General features: G+C 35.7%; 21 protein-coding genes. 10 read left to right on the top strand and 11 right to left on the bottom strand.

Going from position 1 to position 19,993, the window contains the following annotated elements; all coding sequences use genetic code 11:
• Positions 1 to 14 precede the first annotated feature (14 nt).
• The 5 genes from PMI13_RS12885 to sufD all read left to right on the top strand — a co-directional run bounded on the left by PMI13_RS12885 (position 15) and on the right by sufD (position 4,696).
• Positions 15 to 344 (top strand): HesB/IscA family protein, encoded by a 330-nt coding sequence (locus PMI13_RS12885; RefSeq protein WP_007844397.1) that lies wholly within the window; start codon positions 15 to 17, stop codon positions 342 to 344.
• Positions 345 to 423: 79 nt separating this feature from the next.
• Positions 424 to 1,872, top strand: a complete 1,449-nt coding sequence (sufB, locus tag PMI13_RS12890) for a Fe-S cluster assembly protein SufB (protein WP_007844398.1) — start codon at positions 424 to 426, stop codon at positions 1,870 to 1,872.
• Between the two features lie 154 nt (positions 1,873 to 2,026).
• The gene (locus PMI13_RS12895) at positions 2,027 to 2,416 is read left to right on the top strand and encodes a GxxExxY protein (RefSeq protein ID WP_034669639.1); all 390 of its coding nucleotides are present in this window, start codon (positions 2,027 to 2,029) and stop codon (positions 2,414 to 2,416) included.
• Positions 2,417 to 2,528: 112 nt separating this feature from the next.
• Positions 2,529 to 3,272, top strand: coding sequence for a Fe-S cluster assembly ATPase SufC (gene sufC, locus PMI13_RS12900; RefSeq protein ID WP_007844400.1), 744 nt, complete (start codon positions 2,529 to 2,531; stop codon positions 3,270 to 3,272).
• Between the two features lie 116 nt (positions 3,273 to 3,388).
• Positions 3,389 to 4,696, top strand: coding sequence for a Fe-S cluster assembly protein SufD (gene sufD / locus PMI13_RS12905; RefSeq protein ID WP_034669665.1), 1,308 nt, complete (start codon positions 3,389 to 3,391; stop codon positions 4,694 to 4,696).
• 74 nt (positions 4,697 to 4,770) lie between these two features.
• On the opposite strand, the gene PMI13_RS12910 is transcribed toward sufD, so the two are convergent.
• Positions 4,771 to 5,700, bottom strand: a complete 930-nt coding sequence (locus tag PMI13_RS12910; protein WP_034669664.1) for a DUF3078 domain-containing protein — start codon at positions 5,698 to 5,700, stop codon at positions 4,771 to 4,773.
• A 196-nt stretch (positions 5,701 to 5,896) separates the two neighbouring features.
• Between PMI13_RS12910 and PMI13_RS12915 the strand changes: the two genes are divergently transcribed.
• From PMI13_RS12915 to PMI13_RS12930, 4 genes are all read left to right on the top strand, one after another.
• Entirely contained in the window at positions 5,897 to 6,664 is a 768-nt protein-coding gene (locus tag PMI13_RS12915) for a rhomboid family intramembrane serine protease (protein WP_007844406.1), read from the top strand.
• 33 nt (positions 6,665 to 6,697) lie between these two features.
• Positions 6,698 to 7,807 carry a DNA-processing protein DprA gene (dprA, locus tag PMI13_RS12920; protein WP_007844408.1) on the top strand — a complete coding sequence of 370 codons (1,110 nt, stop codon included), beginning with the start codon at positions 6,698 to 6,700 and terminating at the stop codon, positions 7,805 to 7,807.
• Positions 7,808 to 7,997: 190 nt separating this feature from the next.
• A complete protein-coding gene (gene gdhA / locus PMI13_RS12925) occupies positions 7,998 to 9,356 on the top strand; it encodes an NADP-specific glutamate dehydrogenase (RefSeq protein WP_034669662.1) in 1,359 nt (452 codons plus the stop codon).
• Between the two features lie 126 nt (positions 9,357 to 9,482).
• Positions 9,483 to 9,848: an iron chaperone gene (locus tag PMI13_RS12930; RefSeq protein WP_007844411.1), complete on the top strand. Its 366-nt coding sequence runs from the start codon at positions 9,483 to 9,485 to the stop codon at positions 9,846 to 9,848.
• Between the two features lie 45 nt (positions 9,849 to 9,893).
• Here the strand turns inward: PMI13_RS12930 and PMI13_RS12935 are convergent, their stop codons facing one another.
• The 3 genes from PMI13_RS12935 to PMI13_RS12945 all read right to left on the bottom strand — a co-directional run bounded on the left by PMI13_RS12935 (position 9,894) and on the right by PMI13_RS12945 (position 11,823).
• Positions 9,894 to 10,244, bottom strand: coding sequence for a hypothetical protein (locus PMI13_RS12935; protein WP_007844413.1), 351 nt, complete (start codon positions 10,242 to 10,244; stop codon positions 9,894 to 9,896).
• Positions 10,245 to 10,362: 118 nt separating this feature from the next.
• Positions 10,363 to 10,851 carry a YkgJ family cysteine cluster protein gene (locus tag PMI13_RS12940; RefSeq protein ID WP_007844415.1) on the bottom strand — a complete coding sequence of 163 codons (489 nt, stop codon included), beginning with the start codon at positions 10,849 to 10,851 and terminating at the stop codon, positions 10,363 to 10,365.
• A complete protein-coding gene (locus PMI13_RS12945; protein ID WP_007844417.1) occupies positions 10,852 to 11,823 on the bottom strand; it encodes an ion channel in 972 nt (323 codons plus the stop codon). It lies immediately after the preceding gene.
• Positions 11,824 to 12,020: 197 nt separating this feature from the next.
• Between PMI13_RS12945 and PMI13_RS12950 the strand changes: the two genes are divergently transcribed.
• Positions 12,021 to 12,404, top strand: coding sequence for a group III truncated hemoglobin (locus tag PMI13_RS12950; protein ID WP_007844420.1), 384 nt, complete (start codon positions 12,021 to 12,023; stop codon positions 12,402 to 12,404).
• On the opposite strand, the gene PMI13_RS12955 is transcribed toward PMI13_RS12950, so the two are convergent.
• The 7 genes from PMI13_RS12955 to PMI13_RS12985 all read right to left on the bottom strand — a co-directional run bounded on the left by PMI13_RS12955 (position 12,401) and on the right by PMI13_RS12985 (position 19,987).
• On the bottom strand, positions 12,401 to 13,471 hold the full coding sequence (locus PMI13_RS12955; protein WP_007844423.1) for a calcium:proton antiporter: 1,071 nt from the start codon (positions 13,469 to 13,471) through the stop codon (positions 12,401 to 12,403). The two genes, PMI13_RS12950 and PMI13_RS12955, sit on opposite strands and share 4 nt — an antisense overlap.
• 65 nt (positions 13,472 to 13,536) lie before the next feature.
• A complete protein-coding gene (locus PMI13_RS12960) occupies positions 13,537 to 13,872 on the bottom strand; it encodes a DUF6122 family protein (protein WP_007844424.1) in 336 nt (111 codons plus the stop codon).
• Positions 13,873 to 13,907: 35 nt separating this feature from the next.
• Positions 13,908 to 15,146: a hypothetical protein gene (locus PMI13_RS12965; protein WP_007844426.1), complete on the bottom strand. Its 1,239-nt coding sequence runs from the start codon at positions 15,144 to 15,146 to the stop codon at positions 13,908 to 13,910.
• Positions 15,147 to 17,201, bottom strand: coding sequence for a hypothetical protein (locus PMI13_RS12970; protein WP_007844429.1), 2,055 nt, complete (start codon positions 17,199 to 17,201; stop codon positions 15,147 to 15,149).
• Between the two features lie 14 nt (positions 17,202 to 17,215).
• Positions 17,216 to 17,884 (bottom strand): hypothetical protein, encoded by a 669-nt coding sequence (locus tag PMI13_RS12975; RefSeq protein ID WP_007844432.1) that lies wholly within the window; start codon positions 17,882 to 17,884, stop codon positions 17,216 to 17,218.
• Between the two features lie 76 nt (positions 17,885 to 17,960).
• On the bottom strand, positions 17,961 to 18,686 hold the full coding sequence (locus tag PMI13_RS12980; protein WP_007844434.1) for a DNA alkylation repair protein: 726 nt from the start codon (positions 18,684 to 18,686) through the stop codon (positions 17,961 to 17,963).
• 14 nt (positions 18,687 to 18,700) lie between these two features.
• On the bottom strand, positions 18,701 to 19,987 hold the full coding sequence (locus PMI13_RS12985) for a cation:proton antiporter (protein WP_007844436.1): 1,287 nt from the start codon (positions 19,985 to 19,987) through the stop codon (positions 18,701 to 18,703).
• Between the last annotated feature and the right edge of the window lie 6 nt (positions 19,988 to 19,993).

A 19,993-nucleotide genomic window follows, 5' to 3' on the forward strand; every position in this document is an offset into this window, starting at 1 on the left:
TCTAAATAAATACAATGATAAAAGTATCAGATCAAGCAAAAGAAAAAGCCATCCAGCTGATGACAGAAGATGGTTTTAAGCCTTTTGAAGATTATATAAGAGTTGGAGTAAAAAGTGGCGGATGTTCCGGTTTAGAATATGTTTTGAAATTTGACAATCAAAAAACAGATACTGACCAGATTTTTGAAGACAATAACATCAAAATTATTGTAGATAAAAAATCCATCCTCTATTTAGCAGGTACCATTCTTGAATATTCAGGAGGTTTGAACGGAAAAGGATTTGTTTTTAACAATCCTAATGCATCCAGAACGTGTGGTTGTGGAGAAAGTTTTTCTCTGTAGAGAAAAAAGACACTAGATACAAGACCAGGATCCAACTTATTCCAGAATCCGAAGTCTAACATCTGAAATCTAAAAGATAATGAGTAAATATACTGAAGACGATTTAAGAGTCGATCTCGAAAATAAAAAATATGAATTCGGTTGGGAAACAAAGATCGATTATGAAGATTTCCCGATCGGTTTGAATGAAGATATCGTCCGTGCCATCTCTGCTAAAAAAGAAGAGCCGGAATGGATGACAGAATGGCGTTTGGAGTCTTTCAGAATCTGGCTGAAAATGATAGAGCCTACATGGGCAAATATCAAATATGAAAAGCCTGATTTCCAGGCCATAAAGTATTACGCAGCTCCAAAAGCAAAACCAGAACTCGAAAGTTTGGACGAGGTAGATCCTGAATTGTTGAAAACTTTTGAAAAATTAGGAATCAATATCGAAGAGCAGAAAAGGCTTTCCGGAGTGGCTGTAGATATTGTGATCGATTCGGTTTCTGTGAAAACTACTTTTCAGGAAACATTGATGGAGAAAGGAATTATTTTCTGCTCCATTTCTGAGGCCATTAAAAACCATCCGGATCTTGTGAAAAAATATCTTGGAAAAGTAGTTCCCAGAGGAGATAATTTTTATTCCGCATTAAATTCCGCAGTATTTTCTGACGGAAGTTTTTGCTATATTCCTAAAGGTGTAAGATGCCCGATGGAACTTTCCACATATTTCCGTATCAACCAGGCAGGAACAGGCCAGTTTGAAAGAACGCTTGTGATCGCTGATGAAGGAAGTTATGTTTCTTATCTTGAAGGATGTACAGCGCCATCAAGAGATGAAAACCAGCTTCACGCAGCCGTTGTGGAACTGGTTGCCCTGGATAATGCTGAAATTAAATATTCAACCGTTCAGAACTGGTATCCAGGTAATGAAGAAGGAAAAGGAGGTGTTTTCAACTTTGTAACGAAAAGAGGTCTTTGTGAAAGAAATGCAAAGATTTCCTGGACTCAGGTTGAGACCGGTTCTGCAGTAACATGGAAGTATCCGTCTTGTATCCTGAAAGGGGATAATTCAATCGGTGAGTTTTATTCTATCGCAGTAACCAATAACCACCAGTATGCAGATACAGGAACAAAAATGATCCATATCGGTAAAAATACCAGATCAACAATCATTTCAAAAGGTATTTCTGCAGGAAAATCTCAAAACTCATACCGTGGACAGGTAAAAGTAATGCCTTCTGCAAAAGGAGCAAGAAATTTTTCACAGTGTGACTCTTTGCTAATGGGTAATGAATGTGGGGCACATACCTTCCCATATATTGAAATTAAAGATCCGACCGCTCAGCTAGAACACGAAGCTACCACTTCAAAAATTGGAGAAGATCAGATTTTCTACTGTAACCAGAGGGGTATTGATACTGAAAGAGCAATCGCTTTAATCGTGAATGGTTTCAGTAAGGAGGTTCTAAATAAACTTCCTATGGAATTTGCCATTGAAGCCCAGAAACTACTGGAAATCTCATTAGAAGGTTCAGTAGGATAAGGCTTGTTTATCGCAAAGTAAAACAAAGATATTTTTTAATATACCTGAAAATATTTTAAGCTAAACTAAGCCGCTAACGCTTAGGAAAGTAATACAAGTCTTAGATTTAAGTTTTCAAGAATTAACTTGTGTATCTTTGCAGAAAACAACACAAATGACTGAAAATGAAATTTCAAAAATTGTCTTTGAAATTGGATTAAAAATTCATAGAAAACTAGGAGTAGGCTTATTTGAAAGTATTTATGAAGAGTGTTTATTCTATGAATTACAAAAAACAGAATTAAAAGTCGAAAGACAAAAATTTCTAAATATCCAATATGAAGATTTGCTATTGGAAAAAGCATTTAAGATGGATTTATTGATTGAACACAAGGTTGTTTTAGAAATCAAATCTGTTGATGTTTTGAATAATTTTCATGCAGCACAATTAAAAAATTATTTGAGATTAGGAAACTATAAGTTGGGAATGCTTATAAATTTTAATTCCCAACTCTTTAAAAATGGAGTTAAAAGAATAGCCAACGGTCTCAACGAATTAAAATAAAAAAGAAAATAGTATTTCATTCATAAGCGCTAGCGCCTTTGTCTGTCTTTATTTTTTGACAACAAAGAAGACTAATAAGTCTTTGTCTAGCCTTGCGATAAATTATGAATATATGTTAGAAATAAAAAACCTACACGCCAAAATTGAAGATGGCGCAGAAATTTTAAAAGGGATCAATCTTGAAATAAAACCAGGTGAAGTTCATGCTATTATGGGACCGAACGGAGCCGGAAAATCTACTCTTTCATCTGTAATAGCAGGAAAAGAGGATTATGAAGTAACTGATGGAGAAATTCTTTTCGAAGGAGAAGATATTAGGGAAGATGCTCCTGAAGAAAGAGCTCATAAAGGAATTTTCCTTTCTTTCCAATATCCAGTGGAAATTCCGGGAGTTTCTGTGACCAATTTTATCAAGGCTGCTTTAAACGAAACAAGAAAGGCAAACGGGCTTGAGGAAATGCCGGCAAAAGAAATGCTTGCCATGATCCGGGATAAGTCTGAAAAATTAGGAATCAAGAAAGATTTTCTTTCAAGATCATTAAACGAAGGATTCTCCGGAGGGGAAAAGAAAAGAAACGAAATTTTCCAGATGATGATGCTTAATCCCAAGCTGGCTATTCTGGATGAAACGGATTCAGGATTAGATATCGATGCTTTAAGAATTGTTGCAGATGGTGTAAACTATTTTAAAAATGAAGGAAATGCAGTTCTCTTGATTACTCACTACCAGAGATTGCTTAACTATATCCAGCCTGATTTTGTTCACGTTTTGGCTAATGGTAAGATCATCAAAACAGGTGATAAATCTCTTGCCCTGGAACTTGAAGAAAAAGGGTACGACTGGCTTCTTAATTAAGAAGAAGAGCTTTTTGACAGGATTTTATCAATCCTTTAAAAAGAAAAGCGGAAAACCCGCAATATTATTACAATTTTTAAATATATAAAAAAGGTGTGATGGCCGAAATATCAGTAATGGCTTTATACGATCAGATTATTGACAACCACAGTGAATTTTTGGAGAGTCTTCATCATCGGTTTTTGGATGGCGACAGAAAGGCTGCTCTTCAAAGATTTGAAAACACTGGTTTCCCGACGAAGAAAGACGAAGAATATAAATATACCAGCCTTAAGGAAATCACGGAAAAAGACTATAATTTTTTCCCGAAAGAAAGTCATAATATCACCAAAGAACAGCTGGAAGAACTGCATTTAGGGGAAGAAAATTTTGACTGGATTGTTTTTGTTAACGGTAAACTTCATAAAGAACTATCAAAAATCTCTATTGAAAATGTTGAGTTTCTTTCTTTCAACTATGCATTGAATGATGCCAAACATAAAGAGGTTTTTGAAACTTATTTCAATACAATTGCGACTAAAGATTCAGCTTTCACCAATTTAAATCTTGCTTACTGCAAATACGGATTCTTCCTGAAAGTTCCTAAAGATGTAGTGATTGAAAAACCGATCCATGTTTTCTATCTTTCACAAAACCAGGAAGAAAACACATTCTATAATACAAGAAACCTATTGATTGTAGAAGAAGGGGCTAAAGTAGAAGTTATTGAAAGTCACCACAATTTTGATAACTCATACGTATTCACTAATTCGGTAACTGAAATTTTCACCTATCCGAATGCAAAAGCAGACTGGCACAAACTTCAGAACGATAATGATACTTCTTACCTTATTGACAATACATTTGCAAGACAGGAAAAAGACAGTTTAACGACTGTAAACACCTTCTCTTTCGGAGGAAAACTGGTAAGAAATAATCTGGATTTTATTCATAACGGACAGAATATTAATTCATTTATGAACGGAATAACGATTATCGGGAAAGATCAGTTGGTAGACCACCATACGGCGGTTCACCATAATCAGCCCAACTGTGAAAGTTATCAAAACTATAAAGGTATTTTCAAAGATAAAGCCCACGGTGTATTTAATGGAAAAGTTTTTGTAGATAAAATCGCGCAGAAAACAAATGCCTATCAGCAAAATAACAATGTTTTATTAAGTGAAGGGGCAACAATTGATACCAAACCTCAGTTAGAGATTTTCGCTGATGATGTGAAGTGTTCTCATGGCTGTACGGTAGGCCAGTTGAATGAAGACGCGTTATTTTATTTAAGAGCAAGAGGAATCTCTAAAAAAGAAGCCCAGGCGCTTTTATTATACGCTTTTGCCAATGATGCAATGCAGAATATCGATATCGAACCTCTTAAAGAAAAAATTTCACGCTTACTGGCGGAAAAACTGGAGGTACAGATAGAGTTTTAAAATTATTACTAATTGATATATAAAAAAACACTTCAAAAAATGAAGTGTTTTTTTATTAGGTAACCAGAGGCTTATTATTTTTTTATCCACCATTGGCTGTCTTTCCTTTCAGAGCGTTTACCTCCATTGTTAACAGTATATGCAAAACCGATTCCCAGAGTCTGTTTTAACTGCGTTTTCTGAATCTGGTTGTGATCGTACAGTATGTCCAAAGTAATATTGGAAGAAATATATTTATTAATCTTCATATTTAATACTGCACCATAAGCCAGAACCAGCCTTTCGGGATGATCCAGGTAGTTTGAGAAAACGGATGCTGTATTGGTTAAATTGATATTTTCCATTAATTTAACTTTATACAAAGCATTTCCCAAAAAACCGAACTGTAATAACGAATCATCTCCATCTGCTTTTAAACCGTAGCTTCCCGCGAGCTGAAGATCTTTATCCAGTACAAAGGTCCATCTCGCGTTGGCAGGGCGTAAAGTCACATTTAAATTATCATTGGGTCTGTAAGTAATACCGATACCCAGATTTAAATATCCTGGAGCCATAAAATTAGAGATCTTTTTAGCATCGGGATTGTTCCCGTCTTCATACCCTCCCGAAAACTGGGACTGAAAACTGGCCCCTGAAGAAATATACCAGCTTTTGGAAAACTGCCGCCCGTAATTGGTTGAAATATTAATAACATCCTGGGTCTTTCGGGTGCCTAAACCTTTTGTATTATTTTGACCATAATCCAGAATAATGATGTTCTCCCAAAGATCTTTGTCTTTTTCATAGGTGATATTATAATTGATGCCCGCCAGCCAGCCAACGTTGTTGGCGCCACCGCCTACCCAATTGGAAAAAGCAGCCTGATTAAGCATTACCGTATTCTTTCCCAACACCGACCAATGTTTTATAGTATCCGCCACCGGAGCCAGAGTATCTTTTTTCACCTCTTGTGCTCCTGCATTCAACCCGAAACAAACTACAAACACCGCTATAATTTTTCTCATAAACAAAAGATTTGTCCTGCAAAAATAAAAAATATAATTTTTGTCATCGTCATAAACAGCCTGTACTATCATTTATTAATGACATACTTAATTCATTTAAAATCATCCCTTTTGTCTTAAAATGAGTTTCATCATATAAAATATCGCCATAATTTCCGAAATTTATAATTGGCTTTTGATTTGAGATAATTCCTTCATGTTTAAAAATGTAATTTCCAAAAAAGCGATCATTAATCCATTGCTGATGCTTTCTGCAATGTGGTTGGGGTTCTTTTTACAGATGCACGGCTTTTTTGAAAGTTGCTTTGGAGCGATTATTCCTTTATTGCCGGAGGGTTTAATAGGAGTAATAACATCGCCGCTTTTACACGGAAATTTAGATCATATCATAGGAAACTCAATCCCGGTTGCGGTACTGATGTTTCTGCTCTATCAGTTTTATCCTTTAGTGGCTAATAAAGTATTCGTTATAGGATGGCTTGCTACAGGCTTATTGGTATGGATGCTTCCGCCCGTTGATATTCTTACCGGCGAATATATGTACACCTGTACAATCGGAGCCAGCGGTGTTGTATATGTTTTAGCCTTTTTCTTATTTTTCAGTGGTGTTTTTAAGTGGAATATGAAGCTTCTTACCATTTCACTGCTTGTCGTATTATATTACGGAAGCCTGGTATGGGGCATGTTTCCGGAAGAGCTTTTCTACAACCTTCAGGAGCCGAGTAAGATTTCATGGCAGGCCCATCTCTCCGGTGCTGTTGTAGGGAGCATTATTGCTTTTATGTTTAAAAATGTAGGTGAGAAAAAGAAAAAATACATCTGGGAATTCCCTAATTATTATAGTGAAAAGGATGATAAACTCTGGCAGGAATATAAAGAAAACCATCCTGAAGATTTCCTGGAGCTACCCTATAAAAAAAGAGATGATATCTGGGATCGTCTGGATGAATTAAGAAAAAGGTAAAACTTATTTCGTTACATTTGAATAAAAACACACATGATTTCCGAAGAACATCTTTATGCAATCGCGTTACGCGAATGCAACTTAATTGGTGACATTAACTTTGCCAAACTCATCAGGACTTTTGGGAGCGCAAAAAACGCCTGGGAGTATGCCAGAAAAGAATATCATAAACCGGAAGGCTTTGGCCGGAAAACAGTTTCAGACATTGGAAATATTAATCACCTGAATTTCGCTGAAAAAGAATTGACGTTTTGTGAAAAGAATAACATCCGGATCAGGCTAAAACATTTTGACGAACTTCCTTTCCTCCTCAGTGAATGCGAAGATGCTCCAGCCATTCTATATCAGAAAGGAGATTTTACCAACACCTTAAAGCCGTTAAGTATTGTCGGGACCAGAAATATTACCTCCTATGGAAAACAGTTTGTAAAAGATTTTTTTGAAGCACCAAAATCTTCCCGTTTTATCTCCGTAAGTGGTTTGGCATTGGGCGTGGATAAAGAAGTTCATGAGCAATCTATTCATCATAAAATTCCCACAATTGCCGTTCTGGCTCATGGCTTTCACACTTTGTATCCTTCAAAAAACAAAAAACTATCCGAAAAAATTCTTGAGGATTGTGGTGCTTTAATTACAGAATTCAATTCTTCGAGAAAACCTGACCGGGAAAATTTCATCCAGAGAAACAGGATTATTGCGGGGTTGTCTCCTGCAACGGTTGTAGTGGAAACCGGCTTTGGAGGTGGTTCCGTAAATACAGCAACCTATGCCAATAACTATAACAGGGATGTTTTTGCACTTCCCGGAAAAATTACAGATTTATACAGCCAAGGGTGCAATCAGCTTATTTTTCAGAATAAGGCAGCTACAATTTCTACCATAAAAGATCTTATTGAGATTTTAGGATTTAATAATTCCCAACATAAAATAGAGGAGCTTTTTCCACATAGCAGCCATACCATACAATTATCTGAAAATCAAGAATTAATCTATCAATATATCGACAAAAACCCACAAATTTCTCTGGACGATCTGGCCCATAAAATTTCTATCTCTTCCTATAAAATTTTACCGGTAATTTTAGAATTAGAGCTTTTAGGGAAAGTAAAATCATTTTCCGGGAGACAATTTATTGCAATTTGAAATTTAACCATTTCTTAATATTACATTATTTAATAGATAACATTTAATTTTTAATAAAATTTAATCACAAATTATTAATTTAATAATATTACCGCACATTATTATTAAATTTTCAGCAATCATCAAATGAGGTGTTGTGAATCTTGAAAAAAAAATTAAATTTGTTGGCAATAATATTCAACCTTACTATATGGAACAATATAATATTGACCAGAAAATCCAGGAGTTTATTGCAAAAATTGAAGCAAAAAACCCTAATGAGCCAGAATTTTTACAAGCTGTAAAAGAAGTTGCCGTAACTGTAATTCCGTTTATTATGACCAAAAAGGAGTATACAGGAATGAAGCTGCTTGAAAGAATGGCTGAAGCTGAAAGAATTATTATTTTCAGAGTTCCATGGGTTGATGACAAAGGAGAAATTCAGGTAAACAGAGGTTTCAGAATTCAGATGAACTCTGCAATCGGACCATATAAAGGCGGAATCCGTTTCCATCCTACTGTAAATTTATCTGTTCTTAAATTCTTAGCTTTCGAGCAGGTTTTCAAAAACTCATTGACTACTCTTCCGATGGGAGGTGGAAAAGGAGGTTCGGATTTCGATCCGCAAGGAAAATCTGATATGGAAGTAATGCGTTTCTGCCAGGCTTTCATGACTGAATTATGCAAGCATATCGGCCCTGAAACAGACGTTCCTGCCGGAGATATCGGTGTAGGTGCAAGAGAGATTGGATACCTTTTCGGCCAGTACAAAAAAATCAGAAATGAGTTTACGGGAGTTCTTACAGGAAAAGGTCTTGCTTACGGAGGTTCTCTAATCCGTCCCGAAGCTACAGGATATGGTGTGGTTTACTTTGCTGAGCAGATGCTTAAGACTATCGGACAAACATTTAAAGATAAAACAGTAACCGTTTCAGGTTTTGGAAACGTAGCCTGGGGAGTTATCAAAAAAATATCTGAGCTTGGAGGAAAAGTAGTAACGATTTCAGGTCCGGACGGATATATCTATGACAAAGATGGTATAGACGGAGAAAAAATTGATTATTTATTAGAATTGAGATCTTCCGGAAACAACAGGGCTGAGGATTATGCTAAAAAATATCCGTCTGCAGAATTCCATGCCGGAAAACGTCCTTGGGAAGTAAAATGTGATGTTGCTATTCCATCTGCAACTCAAAACGAACTGGATTTTGAAGATGCTAAAAAATTAGTTGAAAACGGATGTCTTTGTGTAACTGAAGCGGCTAATATGCCTTCTACTTTAGATGCCATCAATTATTTCCTGGACAGCAAAGTACTGTTCTCTCCGGGAAAAGCTTCTAACGCCGGTGGTGTTGCTACTTCAGGATTGGAAATGACTCAAAACTCGATCCGTCTTAACTGGACTTCTGAAGAGGTGGATGCAAGACTGAAAGAAATCATGATCGGAATCCATAAGGCATGCAGAGATTACGGAAAAGAGGAAGATGGCTATGTAAACTACGTAAAAGGTGCTAATATCGCCGGCTTCGTGAAAGTTGCAGAAGCTATGCTGGCTCAGGGAGTTGTATAAATAAAATATAAGGTTGGGAAAATTCCCGACCTTTTTTCTTATAACCTGTCCCGGGGAAATGGGAAAAAAGTAAAAAGTGAAAGGAGAAAGCATTGAAATATTCAATGCTTTTTTTATTTTTATACGATGAAAACGGCATTTAAAACTATTGATGAATATATTCTTTTATTTCCTGAAGAAGTGCAGGAAAAAATGGATCAGATGAGAGCTGCCATTCATTCTGAGGAAACAGATATTACAGAATATATTGGTTACCAGATGCCTGCTTTTAAATATAAGGACAAGCCCCTGATTTATTTTGCGGGGTATAAAAAGCATATCGGGTTTTATCCCGGTGCAGAAGGCATTAAGAATTTCGAAAAAGACTTTATTGCAGCCTGCTATAAATTTTCAAAAGGCGCCGTACAATTTCCCGTTACTGAAAAACTCCCTTTGGAGCTTATTAAAAAGATGGTCAGATTCAGGATACTTGAAATCGAAAAAAAATCCTGAAATAAATTATTTCAGGATTGCTAATTTCTACTTTTTAAAAATAACTTATTTCGACTTTGCTTTTCTTTTAGCTTTCTTTTCTTCTTTTGTTGCTTCAGCAGGTTTTGTAGCCTCCATGCTTGTGTCGGCAGTTGCACTCACTGTTTCATTAGGAGTTGCAGTTGTGTTTGCCGTAGCATCCACTGTTGTCGTAGCCGTCGTATTCCCTGTTGTTGAGGCATTGGTATTGGTGTTCACATCGGTCGTAGATCCCGCTGTTCCCAGTGTATTCTGTTGTTGGGTTTGAGTAGTCGTCTGGTTATTGGTATTTTCAACCGGTTTTTGAGGTTGAGTTTGAGCTGATACAGCGATTACTCCGACTAATGAGAATGCTGCTGTTAAGAATAACTTTTTCATAATGTAATATTTAAATGATTGTTTAGTATTTTTTAAACGACACATTTTCTATTAAATTATGTGCAACCTTCTTATTTAACGTACTTTATAATTCTTTAAGACGAATTGGGATTATCTCTTATTTTCCTAAATTTTTCATAATTTTTTCTACAAATTCAAAGGCAGCCGGACAAATTACGGTGTTTTTTATCATCAGATTATTGATCTGATAAATCTTCTTCCTGTCGGTATGCGGATACTCACGGCAGGCTTTCGGCCTTACTTCATAAATGGAACAGGTATTGTCTTGATTCAGGAAAAAGCATGGAAGGTTCTGTAAAACTTTATCATTATCTTCATCTATCCTCAGGAACTTAGCTTCAAAATCGGCAGGTTTCATCCGGAGATGTTTTGCAATCCGCTCAATATCTTTCTCGGTATACAAAGGTCCTGTAGTTTTGCAGCAATTGGCACATTGCAGGCAATCTATCTTTTCAAAAACTTCGTCATGGGTTTCCTGAACTACATAATCAAGATTTTTAGGCGGTTTTTTTTTCAATCCGTCTAAAATTTTTTTATGTTCTTTTTGCTTTTGTAAGGCCTGTTTTTTATAAAGTTCTAAATCCATTTATTTTTCTTCCTCTGCCCAAACGGGAAGATCTGCTTTTTGATATTCATTGATTTTATCAAGATCCAGAATTGTAGAAATGTTTTCTTTATCCGGATAATACATCGGAGTAAACTTTGCACCATAAATGATTTCACTGGTTACATAGGATGACCTCTGCACTACTGTATTTGAAAACACTTCATCAAATGCCCTTACCTGAACAATGATTTCGATATCCGTATTTTTAAAATCCTCTTCGGAAAAGCCATAGAAAGGAGAGTTTTCATCTATTTTATGAACAACCGTCCAGTTCAGAGCCAATGTGTTGATCTTACTTAGCTGGGTTTCCAACCTGTAAAAATTGCTTTTAGGAACTCCGTCTTCAATAACCTCTATTGCTGTAGATACAATTACATCTGCATCCGTGAGAGCATTATTTTTATAAGGAGCCAACCTGAACATTAAAGCGGTTGAGTCTTTAAAAGGAGCGATTATTGCAATATCCGAAAATCTCAGATAAGCTCTCGGCCTTGAGAACCTCCCATAAAACAAACCCGTAGCAATCGCAAAGGTAAGCAATCCCAGGAAAGCTTCAAATGTAGCGACTAAACTTGCCGTAAAACCTACCGGAGCAATTCTTCCGTATCCTACTGTGGTAAAGGTTTGGGAACTGAAGAAAAACACATCGATAAACTCATTGGATGGGGTACTTTTATCAATTCCCGTGAGATGCTGCACTCCTATCAGAAAATAAATCATGGCAAAAAGAAGGTTGATTGAGATATAGGCAATCACCAGATAAGAAAGAAAACGGAAAGTCGATAGGTTGAGCATGGTATGGTACCAGCTCAGCCTGTTGAAAACATTCACTCCTCTTCTCTGAACATTCGGCAGACCATCTTTATTGATAAACCTTCCGGAAGCATTACTTCCGAAACCACTGTTTTCAGTATTTCTTTGTCGAATTTTTTGTCTGAATCCTCTTGCCATTTTTTTAATGATTATTGTTTTAAGGGTTAATCGCAAATCTCTGAATCCTAAAAGTATACTGATTTTAAAATAATCTTGTTCCTTAACAGCTATTTTTATTTTCAAAGTTACAATATGCAAAGATAAAATATTGTTTTCATGAATTTTATCAAGCTGACATTTGAATTTTTAAATTGATTTTATACTAAATTTGAGGTATGAAAAAACTTAAAACAAGAGAAGACATTGAGCATCTTGTCAATTCGTTTTATGCAAAAGTAGTTAAAGATGAAACAATTGCATTTTTCTTTAATGATGTAGCCAGAATTGACTGGGATAAGCACCTTCCAAAGATGTATTCTTTCTGGGAAACCATTCTTTTCGGGCAAATGTCTTATAAAGGAAACCCAATGGCTGTTCATTTTCCTATCAATCAAGTGGAAGCTATGGAGAAAAAGCATTTCGACAAATGGCTCGAACTATGGAGAAATACAATTGAAGAAAATTTCATCGGCGAAAATGCTGATATGGCGATTTATAAATCTGAAAATATCGCCAGGCTAATGGCCCATAAAATGGAAATGGCAAGGAACCCGAATTAAGGAACAATCACTGTAAAAATATAAGCCGCCAGGTTGACCAGTAAAACCGTTCCGTAGAGGACATTTGTTTTTCCCCTGCTTAAAGACAGCATGACGATAAACACAGATAAAGAGAGCAGAATAATATCTTTTTTATCTAATCCTAAAACCAAAGGGATATCATACATAATACAAACTACCGATACCGCAGGAATAGTAAGGCCTATACTCGCTAAAGCTGAACCCAGAGCCAGATTTAAACTGGATTGTATCTGATTGCTTCTTGCCGCCCTGATCGCAGCAACACCTTCAGGAAGTAAAACAACGGCAGCAATGATAACTCCTACAAGAGATTTTGGGGCCCCAAATCCCTGAACCATAGTCTCAATCGATGTGGAAAGCCCTTTAGCCATCAATACTACAATAGCAAGACATGCCACAAGAAAAACAAAGCCTATTGAAGTTTTAACCATAGAAGGTATATAAAGCTCTTCAGGATGCTTATCTGGAATAATAAAATAGCTTCTGTGCCTTACCGTCTGAACCATTAAAAATACTCCATAGATTACCAGACAGGCAATAGAAACAAAAGTGAGCTGGGCTTCATTATAGAAAGGCCCGTTGACGCTGGATGTAAAATTGGGAAGTACAAGCGTAAGAACCAAAATAGAAACAATACTTACAAGATAAGTGGTCGCTGAGGTTCTTGCAAAAAACTGTTCATAATACTTCACCCCACCCACTAAAATACAGATTCCTAAAATACCGTTAAGAATAAGCATGACCGCAGCAAAAACCGTGTCTCTGGCCAGTGTGATCGCCTGATCTCCACCGGCCACCATGAGTGAGATGATTAAAGCAACTTCAATAATGGTGATACAAAGCGCCAGAATAATCGTTCCGAAAGGTTCTCCTACTCTATGGGCAACCACTTCGGCATGATGAACTGCCGACAACACACTCCCGGTCAGTAAAAGACCTGTAATGACATCATAAATAACACCCCTCCCCGTTAAGCCTGAAAAGTAATATCCCACTGCCAGAACAGGAAAAATATAAGTATAATGTAAAAGTTCTTTTAATTTCATACGTGTCTACAAAATACAAAAAATCAATGAAATTTGAAATATCAAAAGAAAATATTAATCATATTTTAATGAGTCCAGAAATAATAATCCTGAAAATCGGTGAAAATATGAAACAATAATCCTATACCTATGATCCTGATATTGCCTTTGAAAAAGAGCATCAAAAAATACACAGCAAGAGCATAGTAAGAATGTAAAAAATGAAATCCCACACTATTTCTTGAAGGGTCAAAAACAGGGTTTGCAAACAGATGATCAAGATCGATCAGCATAGTAGCCAATAGAATAAGATAAACTTTCTTCCAGTTTTCACGATAAAAAACCAACGCAATAAACACCGGAAAAACCAGATGTAAAAAGTAATGAACAAAGGGTTTTATCAATATCGTTTCTGAGAGCATGCCTACTTATTAAATTTTGGATTTGAGCAGTTATTTTACCATCTTAAAATTAATGGCAATCCTCCTTTCCTGGCTTTTAACTTTACATAATAATCCTGTGCTTTATTTCCGTAAAAAATATAATCCATCTCTGAAATTATCTTTTTTTCAGCAACGCTTAATGTACTGATTGAAGAAACCAGCAAGTTGTTATATTTAATGAAAATAAAGTTTTCTTTTAGCTTTTGGGATGATGGTATCGTTTTTCTGGTTGATTTTATTTCAAACCCATTTTTATTTCTTGCAATATTATTGGGCTGGAACGGAATGACTGTGAATTGATTCTGAGGGTTAATCCATTTTTTATTCCGGAAATATTCCCATGTCTTTTCAGGAGCCTTGCTTTGAAGTTCAATCACATAATTGGGCTGAATAATCTTTTGATACGTCTTCTTTTCCACTTCATTAAAATTATCATCATACCCGTAACTGATGATGGTGTCATTCACCTGCTCAAGCTCAGCTGATGCTCTAATATAACTTATTTCCGAGGAATTGCTGAAACTTTTATTAAAAAATCCGGTCAATGTTTTTACATTGGCAGCATCCAGTTCCATTTCTAAAAAGCTGGTCTTCTGCTCTGCCATAGCAAGGATTGAATTAAAAGCCTTTATTTTTGAGGTGTTTTTTATTTCAATGTCATCAGCATTCAGCTCAATAGAAAAATTCCGGATCTTTTCTCCTGAAATAAATGAAATACTTCCTACTGTATCATCAATAAATTTATCTGCATTTAAATTCTTTTTCCCGGAAGATCGGAAAAGCTGCTGATTTATATTTTCAAAAGCCAGATCAGAAGTTCCCAAAATACATTTTTCACCGTCTATTTTAAGAAAAAACTGATCTTTCTGAAAGGTGTTTTTACCTTTGTTTACAAACTTTTGTATTTTTAAAAAAGCTAAAAACTTCTCGTGATCTTTAACTTCAATGACACTATACCAATCTGAATATCCGGTGTTTTTGAGGTGGAAAATCTGTAAAAAATCAGGAATTTTCACCCCGGAATCTCTTAACGAATTTTCATCTTTCCTTTTCTTTTTTTCGTCAAACCACAAAGAAGGATGGGTAGTCAGACTGTAAATATATTGACCTCCCAGTTTTTTCACATCCAGCAAAACCACTACATCTGCATTTCCAGGGATAAACTTTAATGTTTTATTTTTATGGAAAAATATAAAATAAAAGACCAGTGCCAATAGGAAAATACATAGTACAATAAGCTTATTCCTTTTCATTTATAATATTTGTGGCTTTTTTTCTGCTTCCTGGATTTTATAAATCTCGTCAAACAAATCGAAGAAATACATCAGACTATTTTCGGCTGAATCTCTGATGTTATAATCTATTTCTGTTTGTACGCTTTCTCCTTTTACTTCTGATTTATAATACAGCTCGCCAATATTTTTTCTCAGCACATCCAGTGTTTTTCTTTCGGAAGCACTTTTGAATTCTTTTTCCAGTCCTATTAAAAGCTTCTGTATATCCAACCTTCCGGATAAAGAATATTTAGATGAATCTTTTGCCCATTTTTTAGAAATTTCAGACTGACTTTTTGGGGTGAGGTTATCTGTAGAAGTAGTAAGATATACAATTCCGTCTTTTACCGTAAAGTATAACTGATCAAAGTAGCCATTGTTTTTCCCTTCTTCTTTAAATGCATAAAAATCTCCTTTTTTAGAGAAGTTTTTAGCTAATTCTTTATTTGTAATTAACAGATTAAAAACACGGCTCCAATATTTCTCATTCTCTGTAGCGAAAGCAAAAATGAAATTCGGGATCATAACTTCCTTCGTTTTTTTCACTTCTTTTTCGTTATAATCATCATCGTAATCATAATCTGTATATTCTACCGTTTTTGGTTTTAGTTCATTTAAAACAAAAATTCCGTTTCCGGGTGCTATTTTGGCTATAGCTTCTTCATCAAGAATAATTTTCATGGTTTCCATCATCAGATCCATTTCTTTCTGATATTCACCTTCTCCCGTATCTTTAAGCAGGCTGTACATCATATCAAAATACTTAACCCCGTTTACATTGATTGCATAATATCCGATGCTTTTATCATTGATAAGTGCTGTCAGTTTTCTGTTTTTCTTTCCTTTATAAACCGATGAAATACTTTTCTGGGTTTCGGCATCTTTGTGCTGATAGTTATTAACCAGCTTTACTTTGTCTTTGTCAAAATATAAATTGTATGAAGAATTTGAATTGTATGCTTTTTCAAAAAACCTGCTGAAACTATAGCGTTTCATCATTTTCCCGTAAAGCCCTTCGTTAACTATTCTTCCATAATCTGTATAAACAAAGACATCTGAATCCGGATCCCGGAAAGAAAGCATATCCTTAGGGACATCAATTTCCAGATTGGAGCTGAAGTATCTGTCGAATGAATCTTCTGCAAATTTTTTCACGATTTTAAACTTCTCTATGCGCAGAGAATCCATTTCTTTTTGGAATGCGATGTCTTCTTCGGTTCCTACAGCTTCCGGTTCTTCCATTTCGGGAGCCGGTGAGGCCTCATCATGATTTTCTGAATATTCCGTATCTGTTGTGTCTTTTTTTTCTTCCGGATACTGATGGTGTTTTTCCAGATATTTTATATCCTTCTGAATTCTGGCAATTTCAGCATTATTATCTTTGATATTGTCTTTTAAATATTTGATGTCATCTTTCAGGTACTGTATTTCTTCTTTATAGTCAAACGGTTTTTCCGGTTCTTCGGCATAAACGCTGTCAATGGCAACAACAGCACTGTCTGCAACAACTGCAACACTATCTGCCACAGCTTCATCCAGCCACAGATCTTTCTGAGGCTTATTATAGTTTATCATGCTGAGAACAGCCCGGTCGCCGCTCCATGCAACGAAAACGTCATCGTCTATATCAACATAGGAATAATTGTTTCTCTTAGAAATCTCCAATCCTTTTTTCTTTACAGAATTAATAAATTCCTGGAATTTTTCTTTGTTATCTAAAATAAAATGAGTCGTGTACGTTTGCACAGAATCATTAAAGGCAGCATAATGATATTGCGTGGCATCGTATTTAATCCCCGTTTTGGAATAATCATTCCATGAAGGTTTTTCTTTATTTTTTTTATCTTTTTTGGTTATTCCCTGTAAAAAAGGATTTAATTTTCCCCAATTCATTTTTTTATTCAGCTGCTTACCGTTGATCTCCATATAAAATGCAGCATCACCAGGGATTTTCATGCTTTGTTGTGCAAAAGCAAAGGCAAAACCAAAAAGCAGGAATGTAATTATTTGTGTTTTTAATAGAATAGATTTCATGGCTTAGGATTAAATTATTGGAAGAGGATATTATTTTGTAATTGTTTTTTCTGAATGATTAAATCTAAAATATTCGCTTCCATCTTCACCGCTTTTTTATTGGGAGAAAGCAGGTAGGCAGCATTTGTCTGAGATTTTATCATATTTTCAAACTGCAGCACAGAAGTGTATCTGGCATTATTAAAGATTTCTTTATCTGCCTTACTCATCTTGTCATAATCATTTTTGAAGGTATTTATTTTGTTTCTGGTAAATGATTTATTCCCTGCATTTTGACTGTAGATCTGCGTAGGAACCATTTTCCCTATAATATTTTTATTTTTTAACTGTTCCAGCCCGGCATTGATATTTTCAATTTTTTTGAAATTACAGCTCAATTTGATGATATAATTATTAAAATCCATCGTTGTCTTCACATTGCTGATCCCCGGTGTTGCCCTGAATATTTTTGCCGCTTCATTGATTTTATTTTCAATTTCAGATTTTTTCGGAACTTTTTTCCCGTTCACTGTCTCCATTTTAGAAATGGAAGCCAGCCGGGTTTTACTCTTGCTTGCATTCAGAATAATGGTATATTCTCCGGTTCCATCTGCTTTTACATTGACTTTATCTAAAATGTCAAAACAACTTGTCAGCAATAACAGAGGAAATAACAGAATAAACCGCTTGAGAAAAATTTTCATGATTGAATTTTAAAAGACAAAACTACTTAATTCTATTTTAAAATGCTTTGTACCGATTGCTATTTTGAATCCTGTACTAATTAATTCTGCCTTTAAGATAATCCTGCCTTATTTCTTCATCAAGTTTTTCGATGGCATATCTAAGGCATGTCCTGGGCATTTCTTTGTAGTATTTATTTAAATAGTTAATTAATTCCATTTCATTTTTCTGTCCCATTTCTCTCAACAGCCACCCATTTGCTTTGTGCATCAGGTCGTGGGAATGCTTTAAATTATTGGTAACAAATTCTTTCGTCAGCTCAAATGAGCCTTTTTTCACATAATGCATGGTTCCAACCACCGCAATTCTTTTGTGCCACATTTCTCCGGAAGCCGAAAGCCTTCTCAATAACTCTTCTTTCTTATTTTCAAAGGCATATCTGCCTAAAATTTTATAACAGCTTGAATCTACCAGGTCCCAGTTATTGACATATTGTAAATGCTCAAGATAAAAATTGACAATTTCATCTTTTACAATCTGATCTTTTGTTTTTTCAAATTTAGAAATCAGCATAAATAAAGCCGTAAGCCTGTGTTCGTGATATTTTGACGAAAGCAGCTTACTCAGATCATCCAAAGAAATTTTTGAATAATATGCTCTGGCTACAGACCTCTGATCCGGAACCTTCACTCCTAAAAACAGATCACCTTCAGCATATTCTCCTTTTCCTGTTTTGAAGAATCTGGGGAAAAATTCTGCTTTTTCAGGAATGGATAAAACGGCCAATGCTTCCTGTATTTCCTTGACGATACTACTACTCATTGTGCTTTAATTATTTAATGATTTTTATCTAAAGCAATACTTTCCTGCTCCTCTTCTTCTTTTGCAATCTTATTAGGATTGGCCACTTTCGCAATGGTAAGCCCCTGAACAATAATAGAAAATACTACGACACAATAAGTAATGCTTAAAATAGTTTCACTGTACTCTCCTTTAGGAATAGACATCGCCAAAGCAATGGAAACCCCACCCCGGATTCCGCCCCAAACCAGCACTTTTACCGTCTGCGGGCTAAACCTTGTCCTGAAAGACATAAACCTTGTAGGAATCCAGATGGAAGCAACTCTTGCCAATAAAACAACAACGATCGCCATAAGCCCCGGAATGATAAAGTGGCTCAAATCTTTGATCATTAAAAGTTCAAAACCGATGAACAGGAAAAGAACGGCATTCAGGATTTCATCTATTAATTCCCAGAACTTAATCAGATAATCCTGGGTTATTGATTTCATTTTAAATTTCACATTAAAATTACCCATAAACAATCCTGCAGCAACCATCGTCAGCGGTCCGGAAATATGCATTTGTCTGGCGATAAGATAACCGCCCATTACGACAGAAAGCGTTACCAGAACAGAAATAATATAGTCATCCACTTCACGCATCAGCCTTGAGGTGATCCAGCCCAGTAAAACACCCAGTAAAAGTCCTCCACCTGCTTCTTTAATTAATAATAAGCCTATACTTTCAACACCCAGATCCACTTCTTTTCCGACTGCCAGCTGCAAAACGACAGTGAAAACCACAACCGCCATACCATCGTTAAAAAGAGATTCTCCGGCCACTTTTGTTTCCAGTGATTTTGAAACTTTCGCCTGTTTTAAAATGCTTAAAACGGCCACCGGATCGGTAGGTGAGATCAATGCTCCAAAAACCAGACAGTAAATAAACGGAATCTTAAACCCTACAAAAGGTAATAAATAATACATTCCGAAGCCTACCACAAAAGTGGAAATCACAACTCCTGCTGTAGAAAATATCACTACCGGCCGGAACTGTTCCTTTAAATCGTTGATATTGATATGAATTCCTCCTGCAAACAGAAGAAAATTAAGCATTGCTCCCATCAGAACTTCTGTAAAATCAATCCCGTTCATCAGGTTATTAAGATGTCCGAAAGTTCTTGGCAGAAAGCTTTCTCCAAATAGAACAAGAATAATGGAAACCACAATGGCGATCACCATAATCCCGATCGTACTCGGAAGTTTTAAAAATCTGTAATTGATGTATGAGAATATGGATGCCAAAACGATTAAGGCTGAAAATGAATAATATAATTCCACTAAATT

The sequence above is a fragment of the Chryseobacterium populi genome (assembly GCF_000282115.1).
Classification (GTDB): Bacteria; Bacteroidota; Bacteroidia; order Flavobacteriales; family Weeksellaceae; genus Chryseobacterium; species Chryseobacterium populi.

What these genes read in the sequence shown, in the direction of transcription:
- dprA (WP_007844408.1), top strand. Translation starts at nt 6,698, where the DNA reads ATGATTTCCGAAGAACATCTTTATGCAATCGCGTTACGCGAATGCAAC.
- sufB (WP_007844398.1), top strand. Translation starts at nt 424, where the DNA reads ATGAGTAAATATACTGAAGACGATTTAAGAGTCGATCTCGAAAATAAA.
- PMI13_RS12910 (WP_034669664.1), bottom strand. Translation starts at nt 5,700, where the DNA reads ATGAGAAAAATTATAGCGGTGTTTGTAGTTTGTTTCGGGTTGAATGCA.
- PMI13_RS12980 (WP_007844434.1), bottom strand. Translation starts at nt 18,686, where the DNA reads ATGAGTAGTAGTATCGTCAAGGAAATACAGGAAGCATTGGCCGTTTTA.
- PMI13_RS12930 (WP_007844411.1), top strand. Translation starts at nt 9,483, where the DNA reads ATGAAAACGGCATTTAAAACTATTGATGAATATATTCTTTTATTTCCT.
- PMI13_RS12915 (WP_007844406.1), top strand. Translation starts at nt 5,897, where the DNA reads ATGTTTAAAAATGTAATTTCCAAAAAAGCGATCATTAATCCATTGCTG.
- PMI13_RS12975 (WP_007844432.1), bottom strand. Translation starts at nt 17,884, where the DNA reads ATGAAAATTTTTCTCAAGCGGTTTATTCTGTTATTTCCTCTGTTATTG.
- sufD (WP_034669665.1), top strand. Translation starts at nt 3,389, where the DNA reads ATGGCTTTATACGATCAGATTATTGACAACCACAGTGAATTTTTGGAG.
- PMI13_RS12935 (WP_007844413.1), bottom strand. Translation starts at nt 10,244, where the DNA reads ATGAAAAAGTTATTCTTAACAGCAGCATTCTCATTAGTCGGAGTAATC.
- PMI13_RS12945 (WP_007844417.1), bottom strand. Translation starts at nt 11,823, where the DNA reads ATGGCAAGAGGATTCAGACAAAAAATTCGACAAAGAAATACTGAAAAC.
- gdhA (WP_034669662.1), top strand. Translation starts at nt 7,998, where the DNA reads ATGGAACAATATAATATTGACCAGAAAATCCAGGAGTTTATTGCAAAA.
- PMI13_RS12895 (WP_034669639.1), top strand. Translation starts at nt 2,027, where the DNA reads ATGACTGAAAATGAAATTTCAAAAATTGTCTTTGAAATTGGATTAAAA.
- PMI13_RS12885 (WP_007844397.1), top strand. Translation starts at nt 15, where the DNA reads ATGATAAAAGTATCAGATCAAGCAAAAGAAAAAGCCATCCAGCTGATG.
- PMI13_RS12970 (WP_007844429.1), bottom strand. Translation starts at nt 17,201, where the DNA reads ATGAAATCTATTCTATTAAAAACACAAATAATTACATTCCTGCTTTTT.
- PMI13_RS12940 (WP_007844415.1), bottom strand. Translation starts at nt 10,851, where the DNA reads ATGGATTTAGAACTTTATAAAAAACAGGCCTTACAAAAGCAAAAAGAA.
- PMI13_RS12960 (WP_007844424.1), bottom strand. Translation starts at nt 13,872, where the DNA reads ATGCTCTCAGAAACGATATTGATAAAACCCTTTGTTCATTACTTTTTA.
- sufC (WP_007844400.1), top strand. Translation starts at nt 2,529, where the DNA reads ATGTTAGAAATAAAAAACCTACACGCCAAAATTGAAGATGGCGCAGAA.
- PMI13_RS12955 (WP_007844423.1), bottom strand. Translation starts at nt 13,471, where the DNA reads ATGAAATTAAAAGAACTTTTACATTATACTTATATTTTTCCTGTTCTG.
- PMI13_RS12965 (WP_007844426.1), bottom strand. Translation starts at nt 15,146, where the DNA reads ATGAAAAGGAATAAGCTTATTGTACTATGTATTTTCCTATTGGCACTG.
- PMI13_RS12950 (WP_007844420.1), top strand. Translation starts at nt 12,021, where the DNA reads ATGAAAAAACTTAAAACAAGAGAAGACATTGAGCATCTTGTCAATTCG.